The sequence below is a fragment of the Methanothermobacter sp. DP genome (assembly GCF_026692625.1).
Taxonomy (GTDB): domain Archaea; phylum Methanobacteriota; class Methanobacteria; order Methanobacteriales; family Methanothermobacteraceae; genus Methanothermobacter; species Methanothermobacter marburgensis.
Genome location: NZ_CP113501.1, coordinates 812,593 through 828,656 on the forward strand (window position 1 = coordinate 812,593; position 16,064 = coordinate 828,656).

At 49.5% G+C, this 16,064-nt stretch carries 17 protein-coding genes; 12 read left to right on the forward strand and 5 right to left on the reverse strand.

Features of this window, described 5'->3' with window-relative positions; translation table 11 throughout:
- Positions 1 to 8: 8 nt before the first annotated feature.
- Positions 9 to 491 carry an adenosine-specific kinase gene (locus OXN82_RS04350; protein ID WP_321212091.1) on the reverse strand — a complete coding sequence of 161 codons (483 nt, stop codon included), beginning with the start codon at positions 489 to 491 and terminating at the stop codon, positions 9 to 11.
- Positions 492 to 625: 134 nt separating this feature from the next.
- Here OXN82_RS04350 and OXN82_RS04355 point away from each other — a divergent pair, with 134 nt between their 5' ends.
- The 8 genes from OXN82_RS04355 (at position 626) to trxB (ending at position 9,937) form a co-directional block, all read left to right on the forward strand.
- The gene (locus OXN82_RS04355) at positions 626 to 1,174 is read left to right on the forward strand and encodes a helix-turn-helix domain-containing protein (RefSeq protein WP_321212092.1); all 549 of its coding nucleotides are present in this window, start codon (positions 626 to 628) and stop codon (positions 1,172 to 1,174) included.
- A 10-nt stretch (positions 1,175 to 1,184) separates the two neighbouring features.
- The gene (locus tag OXN82_RS04360) at positions 1,185 to 2,864 is read left to right on the forward strand and encodes an AMP-binding protein (protein ID WP_321212093.1); all 1,680 of its coding nucleotides are present in this window, start codon (positions 1,185 to 1,187) and stop codon (positions 2,862 to 2,864) included.
- The gene (gene vorC / locus OXN82_RS04365) at positions 2,861 to 3,100 is read left to right on the forward strand and encodes a 3-methyl-2-oxobutanoate dehydrogenase subunit VorC (protein ID WP_013295907.1); all 240 of its coding nucleotides are present in this window, start codon (positions 2,861 to 2,863) and stop codon (positions 3,098 to 3,100) included. The genes OXN82_RS04360 and vorC overlap by 4 nt, the downstream gene beginning before the upstream one ends.
- Positions 3,081 to 4,139 (forward strand): 3-methyl-2-oxobutanoate dehydrogenase subunit VorB, encoded by a 1,059-nt coding sequence (gene vorB, locus OXN82_RS04370; RefSeq protein ID WP_321212094.1) that lies wholly within the window; start codon positions 3,081 to 3,083, stop codon positions 4,137 to 4,139. Before vorC ends, vorB begins: the two co-directional genes overlap by 20 nt.
- Positions 4,132 to 5,568, forward strand: a complete 1,437-nt coding sequence (locus tag OXN82_RS04375) for a 2-oxoacid:acceptor oxidoreductase family protein (protein ID WP_321212095.1) — start codon at positions 4,132 to 4,134, stop codon at positions 5,566 to 5,568. Before vorB ends, OXN82_RS04375 begins: the two co-directional genes overlap by 8 nt.
- Entirely contained in the window at positions 5,568 to 6,875 is a 1,308-nt protein-coding gene (gatD, locus tag OXN82_RS04380; protein WP_321212096.1) for a Glu-tRNA(Gln) amidotransferase subunit GatD, read from the forward strand. The genes OXN82_RS04375 and gatD overlap by 1 nt, the downstream gene beginning before the upstream one ends.
- 4 nt (positions 6,876 to 6,879) lie before the next feature.
- A complete protein-coding gene (gene gatE / locus OXN82_RS04385) occupies positions 6,880 to 8,739 on the forward strand; it encodes a Glu-tRNA(Gln) amidotransferase subunit GatE (protein WP_321212097.1) in 1,860 nt (619 codons plus the stop codon).
- A 289-nt stretch (positions 8,740 to 9,028) separates the two neighbouring features.
- The gene (gene trxB, locus OXN82_RS04390) at positions 9,029 to 9,937 is read left to right on the forward strand and encodes a thioredoxin-disulfide reductase (protein WP_321212098.1); all 909 of its coding nucleotides are present in this window, start codon (positions 9,029 to 9,031) and stop codon (positions 9,935 to 9,937) included.
- Between the two features lie 25 nt (positions 9,938 to 9,962).
- Here the strand turns inward: trxB and OXN82_RS04395 are convergent, their stop codons facing one another.
- Together OXN82_RS04395 and OXN82_RS04400 are read right to left on the reverse strand one after the other, a co-directional pair.
- The gene (locus OXN82_RS04395; RefSeq protein ID WP_321212099.1) at positions 9,963 to 10,919 is read right to left on the reverse strand and encodes a restriction endonuclease; all 957 of its coding nucleotides are present in this window, start codon (positions 10,917 to 10,919) and stop codon (positions 9,963 to 9,965) included.
- The gene (locus OXN82_RS04400; RefSeq protein ID WP_013295915.1) at positions 10,894 to 11,037 is read right to left on the reverse strand and encodes a hypothetical protein; all 144 of its coding nucleotides are present in this window, start codon (positions 11,035 to 11,037) and stop codon (positions 10,894 to 10,896) included. The genes OXN82_RS04395 and OXN82_RS04400 overlap by 26 nt, the downstream gene beginning before the upstream one ends.
- A 60-nt stretch (positions 11,038 to 11,097) precedes the next feature.
- Between OXN82_RS04400 and OXN82_RS04405 the strand changes: the two genes are divergently transcribed.
- From OXN82_RS04405 to OXN82_RS04420, 4 genes are all read left to right on the forward strand, one after another.
- The gene (locus OXN82_RS04405; protein ID WP_321212100.1) at positions 11,098 to 11,655 is read left to right on the forward strand and encodes a GMP synthase subunit A; all 558 of its coding nucleotides are present in this window, start codon (positions 11,098 to 11,100) and stop codon (positions 11,653 to 11,655) included.
- A 124-nt stretch (positions 11,656 to 11,779) separates the two neighbouring features.
- Complete coding sequence (gene guaA / locus OXN82_RS04410; RefSeq protein WP_321212101.1) at positions 11,780 to 12,706, forward strand: glutamine-hydrolyzing GMP synthase; 927 nt, start codon at positions 11,780 to 11,782, stop codon at positions 12,704 to 12,706.
- Positions 12,707 to 12,902: 196 nt separating this feature from the next.
- Complete coding sequence (gene msrB, locus OXN82_RS04415) at positions 12,903 to 13,358, forward strand: peptide-methionine (R)-S-oxide reductase MsrB (RefSeq protein ID WP_321212102.1); 456 nt, start codon at positions 12,903 to 12,905, stop codon at positions 13,356 to 13,358.
- A gap of 30 nt (positions 13,359 to 13,388) precedes the next feature.
- On the forward strand, positions 13,389 to 13,619 hold the full coding sequence (locus OXN82_RS04420; protein ID WP_321212103.1) for a hypothetical protein: 231 nt from the start codon (positions 13,389 to 13,391) through the stop codon (positions 13,617 to 13,619).
- 343 nt (positions 13,620 to 13,962) lie between these two features.
- Here the strand turns inward: OXN82_RS04420 and OXN82_RS04425 are convergent, their stop codons facing one another.
- Both OXN82_RS04425 and OXN82_RS04430 read right to left on the reverse strand, forming a co-directional pair.
- A complete protein-coding gene (locus OXN82_RS04425) occupies positions 13,963 to 14,322 on the reverse strand; it encodes a hypothetical protein (RefSeq protein WP_321212104.1) in 360 nt (119 codons plus the stop codon).
- 1,195 nt (positions 14,323 to 15,517) lie between these two features.
- Entirely contained in the window at positions 15,518 to 15,898 is a 381-nt protein-coding gene (locus tag OXN82_RS04430; protein ID WP_321212105.1) for a hypothetical protein, read from the reverse strand.
- Positions 15,899 to 16,064: the final 166 nt, after the last annotated feature.

Sequence of the window (16,064 nt, forward strand, 5' to 3'; positions counted from 1 at the left end):
TGGCTCCCTTAAAACTTGTATCCGATAAGGCGGAGGAACCTCTTTCTCTCGGCGATGTCCTCCTCATCCTCTATACCCTCAGGTCTGCTGCCATCTATGACCCCCAGGATCCCCCTCCCCTGCTCTGTCTCGGCAATGATGACCTCAACAGGGTTTGCGGTGGCACAGTAGATGTTAACAACCTCAGATACATCCTTTATCCGCTGCAGCACGTTTATGGGGAATGCTTCCCTGAGGAACACTATGAAAGAGTGTCCTGCCCCAATTTCAAGCATGGTCTCTGCTGCAAGCTCCTCAAGTTCCTCATCATTTCCGGCATGCCTCACAAGGCAGTCCCCTGATGCCTCGGCAAATGCAACCCCAAATTTTGCCTGGGGAACCGTGTTCACAATGGCCTCATATATGTCCTCAACAGTCTTTATGAAGTGGCTCTGCCCGAGTATCAGGTTCAGGTCCTCCTGGGGCTCTATTCTGACCGTCTTTATCTCCATGAAAAGACCTCCTTTCAATATATTTTTATTATGTGTAACTTAAATCATTAAAGGAGGAGAAATGTATTTAAGGCAGAAGACATTTATCATTAATAATCATTATTATTTTTTTCTGGCACTGATGAGGTGTAACCATGAAAGAGAAAAGTAAGGAGATTGGTTCCCGTGTAAGGGAACTGAGGGAACTCTCAGAAATCACAGAAGATGAAATGGCCACTTACCTGAACATTGACGTGGAAACCTACCGCCGCTATGAGACCGGAGAGGAGGACATCCCGGCAAGCATACTCTTTGAGATAGCCCATAAGATGGGCGTTGACATGGGACTTCTGCTCACAGGTGAGGAGACAAGGATGCACATCTTCACCGTCACCCGCAAGGGCAAGGGGGTGGAGGTTGAGAGGAGAAAACAGTACCGCTACGAGAACCTGGCAGAGAAGTTCATACACAAGAAGGCCGAACCATTCATAGTCACAGTGGAGCCCCGGGACGGAAAACCAAAGACCAACAGCCACCCAGGACAGGAATTCAACTACGTCCTGGAGGGGCGCATAAGGTTCTACATACACGACAATGAGATAATACTGAATGAGGGGGACTCCATATTCTTTGACTCATCATATGAACATGCCATGGAGGCCCTGGACGGTAAAAGGGCCAGATTCCTTGCAATAATAATGTAGAGGTGTGCCAATGACTGCTCTCATACATGAATTCGTTAACCGTGTTGAATTTGACTCCTACGAGGATTTCCGTGATAATTTCCAGATAAAGATACCTGAAAACTTCAACTTTGCATACGACGTGGTTGACCGCTACGCAGAGATTGAACCCGACAAGACAGCCATCGTCTGGTGCAACGACAGTGAAGATGAAAGGAGGATAACCTTCGGTGAACTCAGGGAACTCTCAGACAGGGCGGCCAGTTTCTTCACCAGGGAGGGTATAGAGAAGGGTGACACTGTCATGCTGACCCTAAAGGCAAGGTACGACTTCTGGTACTCCCTCCTGGGACTTCACAAAATAGGCGCCATTGCAATACCAGCCACACACATGCTCAAGGAGAAGGACATCATCTACCGTATAAGGGAAGCCGATATAAGGATGGTTGTCTGCATAGCAGAGGACGGTGTGCCTGATGTATTTGACAGTGCCATTGATGAAATGGGGGCAGACGTTAAAAGGGTCATCGTCGGTGACCTGGAAAGGGAAGGATGGATAAACCTCAGGAAGGAACTCAGTGATATCCCGGGGGACTTCCAGGTCCCTGAAGACCGCCCCGGTGGAGAGGATACGCTGCTTGTGTACTTCTCATCAGGTACAACAGGTATGCCCAAGATGATAGAGCACGACCACACCTATCCACTCGGCCACATAATAACCGCAAAGTACTGGCAGAACGTCAGGGAGGACGGCCTCCACTACACGGTCGCAGACACAGGCTGGGCCAAGGCCATGTGGGGGCAGATCTACGGGCAGTGGATAGCTGGAAGCGCCGTCTTTGTCTACGACTACGACCGCTTTGACCCCGAAAGGATGCTTGAGAAGCTTGAAAAGTATGACATAACAACCTTCTGCGCCCCTCCAACCATATACAGGTTCCTCATAAAGGAGGACCTCTCACGCTACGACCTATCAGGCATAGAATACGCGGTGACAGCGGGGGAACCCCTCAACCCCGAGGTCTTTGAGAGGTTCAAGGAGCACACAGGCCTGGAGCTCATGGAGGGCTTCGGCCAGACAGAGTGCGTTGTGTGCATAGCAAACTTCCCCTGGATGGAGCCAAAGCCCGGCTCAATGGGCAAACCATCACCGGGCTACCTGGTTGAACTTGTGGACAGGAACGGCGAACCTGTGGATGTCGGTGAAGAGGGTGAGATAGTTATTAAAACAGAGGATGGTAAACCGATAGGGCTCTTCAACGGCTACTACAGGAACCCCGATAAGACATCAGAGGTATGGCACGACGGTTACTACCACACAGGGGACACAGCCTGGATGGATGAGGATGGATACATGTGGTTTGTCGGGAGAACCGACGACATAATAAAGAGTTCAGGTTACCGTATAGGGCCCTTTGAGGTTGAAAGCGCCATCATATCCCACCCATCGGTCCTTGAATGTGCAGTTACAGGCTACCCTGACCCCATAAGGGGACAGGTTGTCAAGGCAACCGTGGTGCTTGCAAGGGGATATGAACCATCAGAGGAACTGAAGAAGGAGATACAGGATCACGTGAAAAGGGTGACAGCACCCTACAAGTACCCCAGGATAGTTGAATTTGTTGATGAACTGCCAAAGACCATAAGCGGTAAGATAAGGCGTGTTGAGATCAGACAGCATGACCTTGAAGGAGACGGTGAAAACCAATGAAGAAGGCCTACCCGGTAATAAACAGGGTCGAATGCAAGGCATGCGAGCGGTGCATAATCGCATGCCCCAGGAAAGTGCTTTACATGAGCAATAAGATCAACGAGAGGGGCTACCACTACGTTGAGTACCGTGGAGAGGGATGCAATGGCTGCGGGAACTGCTACTACACCTGCCCCGAGATCAACGCAATAGAGGTCCACATAGAGAGGTGTGAAGATGGCGACACAGATGGTTAAGGGTAACACCGCCGTGATAATAGGGGCCATGTATGCTGGCTGCGACTGCTACTTCGGCTACCCGATAACACCAGCAAGTGAGATACTCCACGAGGCCTCAAGGTACTTCCCCATGGTGGGAAGGAAGTTTGTGCAGGCGGAATCAGAGGAGGCAGCCATAAACATGGTGTACGGTGCAGCCGCAGCCGGCCACAGGGTAATGACAGCATCCTCAGGGCCAGGTATGAGCCTGAAACAGGAGGGAATATCCTTCCTTGCAGGTGCTGAGCTTCCTGCGGTCATCGTGGATGTCATGAGGGCCGGTCCTGGACTCGGGAACATCGGGCCGGAGCAGGCAGACTACAACCAGCTTGTGAAGGGTGGTGGACATGGAAACTACAGGAACATCGTCCTTGCACCCAACAGTGTACAGGAGATGTGCGACCTCACAATGGAGGCCTTTGAACTGGCAGACAGATACAGGAACCCTGTTATAATACTTGCAGATGCCGTCCTGGGGCAGATGGCAGAGCCCCTTCGTTTTCCTGAAAGGGCCGTGGAGCACAGCCCGGACACATCATGGGCCGTCTGCGGCAACAGGAAAACCATGAAGAACCTCGTAACCTCCATATTCCTTGACTTCGATGAACTCGAGGAGTTCAACTTCTACCTCCAGGAGAAATACGCGGCGGTGGAGGAGAATGAGGTGAGATACGAGGAATACATGGTTGAGGATGCTGACATTGTACTCGTGGCGTATGGTATAAGCAGCAGGGTTGCGAAGAGCGCGGTTGACACAGCAAGGGCAGATGGCATAAATGTGGGACTTCTGAGGCCCATAACGCTATTCCCATTCCCATCAGAAAGAATCAGGGAACTTGCAGAGGGCGGCTGCACCTTCATATCGGTTGAGATGAGCAGCGGCCAGATGAAGGAGGATATAAGGATGGCCTCCGGCTGCAGGGATGTTGAACTCGTAAACAGAATGGGTGGAAACCTCATAGAACTGAGGGACATCCTCAGGAAGATCAGAGAACTCGCGGGGGAATCCAATGACTAAAAAGGTGATCAGGAAACCAGATTCACTCCACGATGTGTTCGAGAGGAAGGGTGGAAGTGCACCCACAGCCACACACTACTGTGCAGGCTGCGGCCATGGAATACTCCACAAACTCATAGGCGAGGCCATTGATGAACTGGGTATACAGGAGCGTTCAGTAATGATAAGCCCGGTTGGCTGTGCGGTGTTCGCCTACTACTACTTTGACTGCGGAAACGTCCAGGTGGCCCATGGAAGGGCCCCTGCAGTGGGGACAGGGATATCACGTGCAGAGGACGATGCCGTGGTCATACTCTACCAGGGCGACGGGGACCTCGCATCCATTGGACTCAATGAGACGATACAGGCCGCGAACCGTGGTGAGAAAATGGCGGTCTTCTTTGTCAACAACACCGTCTACGGTATGACAGGCGGTCAGATGGCGCCAACAACCCTCATAGGTGAAGTGACAGTCACATGTCCCGGTGGGAGGGACCCCCAATATGCAGGTTACCCACTACATATGTGTGAACTCCTCGACAACCTCCAGGCCCCGGTTTTCATAGAGAGGGTCTCCCTTGCAGACCCAAAGAGCATAAGGAAGGCTAAAAGGGCTGTTAAAAGAGCCCTTGAAATCCAGAGGGATGGGAAGGGCTACGCATTCGTTGAGGTACTATCCCCATGCCCCACAAACCTCAGACAGGACGCAGAGGGTGCCGAAAGGTTCCTGAAGGAGGAAATGGAAAGGGAATTCCCTGTGAAGAACTTCAGGGACCGCTCATCCGAGACAGAACCCCTCATAAGGTCAGAGAGTGACTTCTCAAGGGAGAGCCTGGACCGCATATTCCAGATAAAGGAGGACTCGGTTCCAGACCCTGTGGATGACCCGGAATTCAAGGAGGTAAGGGTTAAGATTGCGGGTTTCGGTGGTCAGGGAGTCCTCAGTATGGGACTGACACTGGCACAGGCAGCCTGCAGTGAGGGAAGACACACATCATGGTATCCTGCCTATGGACCCGAACAGAGGGGTGGTACATCCAGCTGCGGAGTGGTTATATCCGGTGAAAGGGTGGGGTCACCGGCGGTTGACACGCCAGATATCCTCGTGGCCTTCAACCAGCCATCCATAGATGAATTTGCAGGTGATGTCAGGGAGGGTGGTATTGTCCTCTACGACACTGCCACCGCAGATTTCAGGAAAAAGGATAATGTCAGGGCCATAGGTGTGCCGGCACTTGAAATAGCAAGGGAACACGGTACAGGGAGAGCTGCCAACACCGCCATGCTGGGTGTTATGATGGCCCTTGGAATCACAGGCCTCGATGAGGAATCCTTCAGGGAGGCCATAAGGTTCACCTTCTCTGGTAAGGATAAGATCATATACATCAACCTCAAAATACTGGAGGCCGGGGCAGAGTGGGCCAGAAAGAACCTTGAGGGGGAATTTTAATGTCATACCGTGGATCAGCCAGGAGATTCCTTGAATCAGCCTCCATAGATGTGGGGGACACCGTTAGGGTGGAGAAACCCGATGTGACCTATGAGGGTATGGTGCTGGACCGTGCAGATGATGCAGATGACCGGCACATCGTCCTGAAACTCAAAAACGGATACAACATTGGGGTTGAAATAAGTGAAGCGAAAATAGAGCTCATCAAGAGGGGTTCAGAGCCAAAAATAGAGCTACCCCCGGTTGATGTGAGTGAGGACCCCAACCTGCCAGATGTGTCCATAATATCAACGGGAGGTACCGTTGCGTCAATAATAGACTACCGTACAGGTGCAGTGCACCCGGCCTTCACCGCAGATGACCTTCTCAGGGCAAACCCCGAACTCCTGGACATGGCAAACATAAGGGGTAAGGCCGTCCTGAACATTCTCAGTGAGAACATGAAACCAGAATACTGGGTTGAAACCGCAAGGGCCGTATACCGGGAGATAGATGATGGTGCAGATGGCGCTGTTGTTGCACATGGAACCGACACCATGCACTACACATCCGCCGCCCTGAGCTTCATGCTCAAAACTCCAGTCCCTATAGTTCTTACTGGCGCCCAGAGGAGTTCAGACAGGCCATCATCGGATGCAAGCCTCAACATACAGTGCTCGGTGAGGGCCGCCACCTCTGATATAGCTGAGGTCACGGTCTGCATGCATGCAACCATGGATGACCTCACCTGCCACCTCCACAGGGGGGTGAAGGTGAGGAAGATGCACACCTCAAGGAGGGACACCTTCAGGAGCATAAATGCCCTCCCCCTCGCAGAGGTAACACCAGGGAGCATCAAAATACTTGACGCTGACTACAGGAAGAGGGGTTCAGCTGAACTGGAACTCCGTGACAGTGTGGAGGAGAGGGTTGCCCTCATAAAGAGTTACCCTGGTATGTCCCCTGATATCATAGAATGGCACCTGGAGAGGGGCTACAGGGGACTGGTCATGGAGGGTACAGGCCTCGGGCACTGCCCCGACACACTGATACCGGTACTCAGGGAGGCCCATGATATGGGGGTTCCTGTTGCCATGACATCCCAGTGCCTTAATGGAAGGGTCAACATGAACGTCTACAGCACAGGAAGGAGGCTCCTCCAGGCGGGTGTCATACCCTGCGCAGATATGCTCCCGGAGGTCGCCTACGTCAAGATGTGCTGGGTCCTGGGACAGACATCTGAACCAGGAGGGGTGCGTGAAATGATGATGGATAACATTGCAGGAGAAATCAAGGATAGGACATCAATAGCATACTTCAGGGGTTGATCAGATGAACTGGGATGAGATAGGACTCAAAATGGGCCTCGAGATACACCAGCAGCTTGATACAGAGAGCAAACTCTTCTGCCCTTGCAGAACAGAACTCATTGACTCAGAACCTGACCACGACATAGTTAGGAACCTCAGGCCAACCCAGAGCGAACTCGGGAAATTTGACAGGGCAGCCTTTGAGGAGGCCATGAGAAAACTTCACTTCCACTACGAGAACTACGATGATGGAACATGCCTGGTTGAGGCGGATGAGGAGCCACCCCACCCCCTCAACAGGGAGGCCCTTGAACTTGCAGTTACAATCGCACTCCTCCTCAACATGAGGGTTGTGGATGAATTCCACACCATGAGAAAGCAGGTCATTGATGGCAGCAACACCGGGGGCTTCCAGAGGACGGGCCTTGTTGCAACCGACGGTCACCTTGAAACACCACAGGGGACTGTTAAAATAGAGAACCTCTGCCTTGAGGAGGACGCCGCAAGGAGGATCAGGGAGACAGAGGATGGTGTTGTATTCAGGCTGGACCGCCTGGGCATACCCCTCGTTGAGATAACCACAGACCCATCCATCAGTGACCCCCAGCAGCTCAGGGACGTCGCATACCAGATAGGCCAGGTGCTCAGGAGCACCCGTGTTAAGAGGGGCCTCGGGACCATAAGGCAGGACCTCAACATATCCATACGTGAGGGGGCCAGGGTCGAGGTGAAGGGTGTCCAGGACCTTGACCTCATCCCCGAGATAGTTGAGAGGGAGGTCAGAAGGCAGCTGAAACTTGTTGAGATAAGAAACACCCTCAGGGAGAGGGGCGCCTCGGTTGAGGAGGATCTGGTTGATGTCTCAGAGGTCTTCGGGGATACTGAGTCAAAGATAATATCCTCGGCAGAGTCAGTGCTCGCTGTTAAACTAAGGGGCTTCCATGGACTGATAGGAACTGAAATACAGCCAGGAAGACGTTTAGGTACAGAGATGGCTGATTATGCAAAGAAGAGGGGCGTTAAGGGGATATTCCACACCGATGAACTCCCAGCCTACGGCATAACCCCCGAGGAGGTTGAAGCCCTCAGGGATGCTGTTGACGCTTCAGAGGATGATGCTGTGGTCATCGTGGCCCATGCTAGGGATACAGCAGAGAATGCCCTCAGGGAGGTCATCAAACGTGCCTGGATGGCCATTGATGGTGTGCCAGAGGAGACCAGGAAGGCCCTTCCCGACGGAAACACCCAGTACCTCAGGCCACTTCCAACCTCAAGCAGGATGTACCTTGAAACAGACATACCGCTCTTCAGCATAGAAGAGGAATTCATCGAAGAGATCCGAAAGAACCTCCCTGAACTTCCATCAGAGAAGAGGGAGAGGCTCATAGAAGAGTACGGTCTCAGTGAGGACCTTGCATCCCAGCTCGTTAAGAGGAACCTTGTTGAGGAATTCGAGGCCCTCGCAGAGTTCAGGGTTGATGTGACCGTGATAGCATCACTCCTCGCCTACACCCTCAGGGAACTTGGAAGGGAGGGCCATGATATGGACAGTATTGGCATTGAGGAACTCAGAGACGTCATCAGACTCCTTGAGGAGGGTAAGGTGTCAAAGGATGCCCTCAGGGACATAGTTGCCTGCATGGCCGATGATGGTCTAACAGCAGGGGAGGCTGCAGAGAAACTGGACCTCCTGCTCCTCACAGAGGATGAGGTTGAGGCTGTGATAGATGAGATCATTGAACTCAACCACGAAATGATCCAGGAGAGGGGTATGGGTGCAATGGGGCCCCTGATGGGTCAGGCCATGGGTAGGCTGCGTGGTAGAGCCGATGGTAAGGTTGTAAACAGGATACTGAACTCAAAAATCCGCGAAAGACTCTAAAAACCCCAACTTTCAAATTTTTTTTAGTTTCTAAAAAGCATGGCCCACCTACTTTTTAATGCAATTTAAACGCCTTAGTCCTGTGAACTCCGCATACTCTTTCTGGTAAGTAATTACTGAAACCCGGGAGCTGAAATTTATTGTGGAACCCGCGGAGATGCCTCAATAAGTCATTTACTGAAAATTATTAGAGTAGAGTTTAGTGCAGGCTTCATGGATGCATTCATGAACCATTTTACTGAAATCTTTATCTCAACCAAAAACCAAGATAAACCGTGAAGGTGGTATGATGACTGATTACGATATAATAGTTATAGGGGCTGGCCCCGCAGGACTAACAGCAGGCATCTACGGTGGAAGGCAGGGAAGCCGTGTCCTAATGCTTGATAAGGGACCTGCAGGTGGACTGGGCCTTGAGGTCCCCATGATGGAGAATTACCCTGGATTTGAGATGATAGCCGGGATGAGCCTCGTCACAAAAATGAAGAAACAGGCAACCAAGGTTGCTGAACTCAGGGAAATGGAGGAAGTGAAGGAGATAGAAAAGGATGACATATTCACAGTCCGAACCTCAAGGGACACCTACACAGCCTCTGCACTGATCTTTGCAACAGGGAGCAAACACAGGCAGCTGGGTGTGCCAGGGGAGAACGACCTCCTTGGGAGGGGTGTTTGTTACTGTGCAACCTGTGACGGCCCACTCTACAAGGGAAGGAAGGTCCTCATGGTTGGTGGAGGAAACAGCGCAGCCCAGGAGGCAGTGTTCCTCAAAAACATAGGCTGTGACGTCAGCATAGTCCACAGGAGAGATGAGCTGAGGGCTGACAGGTACCTCCAGGACAAGCTGAAGGAAATGGGCATCCCTGTGATATGGAACTCTGTTGTAACCGAGATAAGGGGTGATGAGAGGGTTGAGGAGGTCACAATACACAACCGTGTAACAGGCGAGGATGAGGCCCTGAAGGTTGATGGGATATTCATATCGATAGGTGAAGAGCCCCTCAATCAGCTAGCAGTTGAACTGGGTGTTGAGGTGGATGATGGTGGCTACATCATAACAGATAAAAGACAGAGGACAAACATCCCCCTTGTATACACTGCAGGGGATATCACAGGGGGCCTGAACCAGTGGGTAACGGCATGTGCAGAGGGTGCGATTGCAGCAACCTACGCCTACAGTGAAATACAGAGACTCTAAGAATTAAATTCCTTTTGGACCTATATCATTCAGAAAAATAATCATTATCAATCTTTTTAACAGAATAGGAAGCCACCTCGGTTACACCCACACCATGTTCAATCATGAAGTTCGCCATCTGCATACCATCAATTAGCACTATCCTGCTGTCAATTTTGGAGACATATTCCCTTGCACCTTCCGTGAAATTCGATGTAGTTATGAATATACCCTTTCCTGCCCTCTTACCCTGCAGTGCACCCACAAATTTCTGGATCTCGGGACGGGACACTGAACTGTTCCAGCGCTTTGCCTGTATGTAGATAACGTCAAGGCCGAGCCTGTCCTCCTTTATTATTCCATCGACGCCACCATCGCCCTGCCTGCCAATGGCACTTCCTGCATCCTCCCTGGAGCCGCCGTACCCCATCCTCACAAGTAGATCCACAACAAGTCGTTCAAAGAATTCTGGTGAACTGTTCCTGACGATATCCAGGATTTCTGCTGCAAGACCCTTCCTGAGTTCATCATAGGCCCTTTCAAGTCTCTCCTCGGGGGTGAGTCTCTCCCTCCTCGAACCGGCTCTTTTTCGACGCTTTTTACGGGTCTTTCTTGGTTTCCCTGATCCTTCGCGAAACTCTGCAAATTCAGGGAACTGCATCAGAAAATCAACGTCAATGACGGATGGATCCTCTTTGAGAACCTCCAGTCCACGCTCTGTGATATTAAAAAATCCCCTTTTCCTTGATTCAAGGAGACCCGCCTTCTTGAGGTATGTCTTGGCCCAGGAAACCCTGCTTCTGAACTTTGGGGAGCCACTTGGCATGAGTTCGTTTAAATCGTCCGGGGATAACTGGAACTCCTCTGCAAGTTTTTCCATTGCCCCATTTAAACTCTGCTCTCCCTCACCTGCCAGCCTCAGGAGGGGTAACATTATATCCTGAAAATCAGGGACGGCTATATGCACCCCTCCGGTGTCATCTTCCCTCTCTGAGGAAGACATATATCACATAGGCGATTATAAGAACCACTATAACCGGCAGCAGCCAGACAAGAACATAGAATGCCACAACCGCAAGTACAAGTGCAACCAGAATGTAAATTATATCCATGGCCTCCATAATATTTAATTATCCAATGAAATATAAATAGATTTTCAGAATCAGACAGGGAGAATGTTTATGATACTCATCATCAACAATCACGGCCAGTACAACCACAGAATACACAGGACACTCCGGTATCTCCAGATACCATCCAGTCTCGTGCCCAACACAACACCACTGGATGAGATAATCTCAATGGAACCAGATGGCCTCATACTCGGCGGCGGCCCATCACTTGAGATGGCAGGTAACTGTGTTGAATACATCCAGAAACTCGATATCCCGATACTGGGTATCTGCCTGGGCCACCAGCTCATAGCCCTTGCATATGGGGGAGAGGTTGCAACCGCCGAGGCAGAGAGCTACGCCCAGATAGAACTGGAGATACTGGACGAGGACGACATATTCAGGGGCCTGGGCCCCAGGATGAGCGTATGGGCCTCCCACAAGGATGAGGTTAAGAGGCTCCCCGAGGACTTCGATGTGCTTGCAACCTCAAGCATATGTGAGGTGGAGGCCATGAAACACCATGAGAGGCCAGTATACGGTATACAGTTCCACCCTGAGGTCCACCATACACAGGATGGTCACAGGGTCTTTGAGAACTTCCATGAGGTCTGTAAGAACCTCTAAGAGAATTCATTTCATGGCAGACCTCAACGTCAGTCCAAGAGTAAGGTTTCATGGAAAGGCTGACCTTAACATTAAATAGGAGCCGCACAAATAATTAACCAATCATTTTTATCCGGTGATATTAATGCTGAATCCATCTGATTTTATTGAGGAAGCTGTTGAAGAGATAAGAAATACCGTGGGTGATGAAAAGGCAATAATAGCACTCTCAGGAGGAGTTGACAGTTCCGTGGCCTCTGTACTTGCAGGTAAGGCCATAGGTGATAACCTGACAGCGGTCTTCGTTGACCATGGACTCCTCAGGGAGGGTGAGGCAGAATACGTGAAGAAGACCTTCAGTGAGAGGCTTAACTTCCGCTACATTGATGCATCAGAAGAGTTCCTGGGGGAACTTGAGGGTGTAACAGACCCTGAGGAGAAACGTAAGATAATCGGAAGGGTCTTCATTGAGGTCTTTGAACGGGTGGCAGAGGAGATAGGTGCAAGGTACCTGGTGCAGGGTACCATAGCCCCCGACTGGATCGAGAGCGAGGGTAAGATAAAATCCCACCACAACGTTGCACTCCCCCATGGACTGGTACTTGAGATAGTGGAACCCATAAGGGAACTGTACAAGGATGAGGTGCGGGAAATTGGCCTTGAACTCGGCCTTCCCCGTGAGATGATCCAGAGGCAGCCATTCCCTGGGCCTGGACTTGCAGTGAGGATCGTGGGTGAAATAACCAGGGAGAAAATAGAGATATGCAGGAGGGCCAACGCCATCGTGGAGGAGGAGGTCCTTGAAAGCGGACTCCATGAGAGCCTCTGGCAGTACTTTGCTGTGCTTACAGACACCATGGTGACCGGTGTCAAGGGTGATGTGAGGGACTTCGGCTACCTCGTGGTCATAAGGATGGTTGAATCCCTTGATGCAATGACCGCCAGTGTCCCTGAACTCCCCTGGGACCTTGTGAAGAGGATATCAAAGCGTATAACCTCCGAAATACCTGAGGTTACACATGTGGCGCTTTCTGTGAGTGATAAGCCACCAAGTACCATTGAATTTGCCTGAATTAGATTTTTGAAATTTTTGGGACATCCTCTTTTATTCTTTAGTTTCATCCAGGTAAGCTCCCCCTACAAAAGTTCCTTTTATCATGTGTTATGATCCGGTTCTGCAACGCTGCCAGTCATGGATCTGAGATCCCTCTAAAAAGATGAATGATTATAATATAATCTAATATACATTTAAGAACATATTTCCAGTCATGAGTGAAAAAATACCCATATTCTCCGCTGCAGGTGGAAATGTTGAGATGGTTGAAAAAATCCAGTTAACCGTTGAGGAGTGGCGGGAGATACTTGAACCCGAGGCCTTCCGTGTTGCAAGGTGCGGAGGCACGGAACCCCCATTCACAGGTAAATACCATGACTTCCATGGTGACGGTATATACCGCTGCGTGTGCTGCGGTACGGATCTTTTTGACTCAGAAACCAAATTTGATTCAGGCACAGGATGGCCAAGCTTCTATGAGGCTATATCAGAGTACAATGTGGAGTTCAGGGAGGACCGGAGCCTTGGAATGGTGCGCTGTGAGGTCCTCTGTGCGAGGTGCGGCGCCCATCTTGGCCATGTATTCGATGACGGCCCCCTGCCAACAGGTAAGAGGTACTGTATGAACTCAGCGGCACTTAAATTCATCCCAAGGAGCCAGATACGCTGAGGTTCAAATATAGAGGCCTGGAGGCATTTAATGGCTGAGGACTTTGGAAGGTACTGGGTGGCCGGACTCATAATGGCCGTTGCCGGTGGTATGCTGAACACCCTCACCTACATCATAGGAACCTGGAGACCTGAACAATACCCTGAGTGGCTGCTGGGAATACTCACAGGTGCAATAGGGGTCATCATGTTCATCCTGGTACCCTGGATCTACGGGAGGCTAGTGGAGTTCATATACATGAGGTTCATAGCCAGGAGCTGAAGAAAAACCCTAGCTAAACACCCCTGAGTAAGGCCACCCCTGAAGAGCTAGAAGAAACAGAGCTGAAGAAAAACCCTAGCTAAACACCCCTGAGTAAGGCCACCCCTGAAGAGCTAGAAGAAACAGAGCTGAAGAAAAACCCTAGCTAAACACCCCTGAGTAAGGCCACCCCTGAAGAGCTAGAAGAAACAGAGCTGAAGAAAAACCCTAGCTAAACACCCCTGAGTAAGGCCACCCCTGAAGAGCTAGAAGAAACAGAGCTGAAGAAAAACCCTAGCTAAACACCCCTGAGTAAGGCCACCCCTGAAGAGCTAGAAGAAACAGAGCTGAAGAAAAACCCTGGCTAGACACCCATCATTGAAGCTGCCTCGTTGAGGAGCTCATTGGCCTCATTTATCATGAGACCCGCATGGACAAAGTGGTCATCATCACCATCATCATAGAACCTCATGAACTCCCTCAGAGAATCCCTGTAAATCCCCGCCGCCCTGAGGATCGTGCTGTGCACACCCTCCAGTCCAGGATCCGGGACTTCAACCCTTATATCATTGAATATTTCACTTAAGGAACGTTCGATATCCATAAATTCCTCTTTGAGTTCCTCAGGATTCTTCCCGCCCTTCAGAAGGAGAAGGTTACCCCTGAATCGGTTCACATTGTACCCTATCCTCTGGACATGCCTCTGCATACTTTCAGTGTACATAGGACCTCCCCATTTCAATCTAAGTGTCCTTCTGAAAAAATAGATTTCCATTTATTCCCTATATTCAAGTGTACCATGTTCCTGCAGTAGTATCATATGGATGACGTGTATGAGAAGGAGGATATGTTGTGCCGTTCAATCTTATCCCCATCATTTATTTTTTGATCCATATGAGTGTTATGGCGATTATTGTGCCGAACCATACAGCTGCGGGCACTATAGGCTATAAGGCCTGATAAATCCATCTCATTTTTAGGTATGTGAGGAAGGCGAGTATTCCTGCGAAAACCATCGCTGGAATCATTATGTCTATGATTTCATCGTCTGGGTCGCTTAGAACCGCCATCTTATCTAGCAGCCTATATGATATCTGTCTGTTCTTCTCTGATACTGCAGAAAACTTGTACATGTTCTATACAAGAATATAACGAAATAAAATACACCTGAAAAACCAACTCCATAACTCACATGTCAGTAATGGCCGTTATACCCGCCCACCCGTCCAATAGTATAGTCTGCGTCCTCTGCTCCGGGCGCGGGATTTTCATCTATAAAGAGTATCTTATGTAACTTTGTATTTGTCATAAAATGATTCTTGTTTACATAAGATTCTTGAGGAGTTTATTTTGTCATGCTTGAAAATAAAATATGTGGAGGTTGAGAAGAAAACTTTGATAGTCGCTTTTTTGGGAACCTGATATTCCCTTTTGGGTCTGTGCAGTGGGTGTTGATCCACTTTCAGGTTATCTGGGAAGAGGGGGATAAGATTGGGCTGATGGGGGGCTGCTATTTGGAGGCCAAAAATGCCCTGAACCTCTTTATTTTGGTGTTGGCTTGTTGTTGGGTTTAACGCTCCTCAAATATATAACCGAGAAAGAAAAAGTACACCTATTAGGGACATTATAACAAAAAGTGTTTTGATCACCCATTTTCCTCGCCTCTAAACACATTCTTCGACAGAAAATAGATTAGCAAAAACATATTTCCCAGTAAAAGACACGTTAACAATATAATAGGTAGTTTAGGCCCAGTAGGCAGTAAAGCCAACTTACTACCCGTAAACAGTAAAACCAACAAAATTGTAAAACACGATAACGACGCCAAAAACTGAAAAAGCTTAGATGTATGCTGCATCCTCCCACCTCAAACTACCATCAGGGTCTTTGGCGTTCCATGTTGTATGCGATGGGATCCCTCATACTGAAGTCTTGGATTCTTTGATTAAAAGGGTTGCCACTATTAGAGCAAAAATACCTATTAATATTCTGTTTAGGATTATCATTGTTAAAGCAAAGATGTATACTAATATTATGGAGGATTTGGCTAACCATTCCATGTTGAGTTTCCCTATCTTATTTAAGAAGATGAAAGAGATTATGAGGAATGCGAAAGCCCCCACATCCCCTTCATTGACGAAAAAAAATCCAATGGCAAGCAACACACCACCTATAACTCCATATAAGAGAAAATCCAACCTCTTTTTCCGTTCTCCTAAACCTCCTAATATCAGTAATATACAACCTATAAATACTAATATAAAAAGTATACAGCCTATGATTATTCTTGAACCTAACATAGAACCACCCCTTCTTTTTCTCCAATCATTCACTCCACCACAATCGCATTTGAACTAAAGCCAAAACCAAACACAGCTTAGTAGATCTGCCACTGAACCCAACACCCTAGGTAATCAGCACAAATAAAGCTTATCAATCCAAACAAACCACCACCTTAAATATATA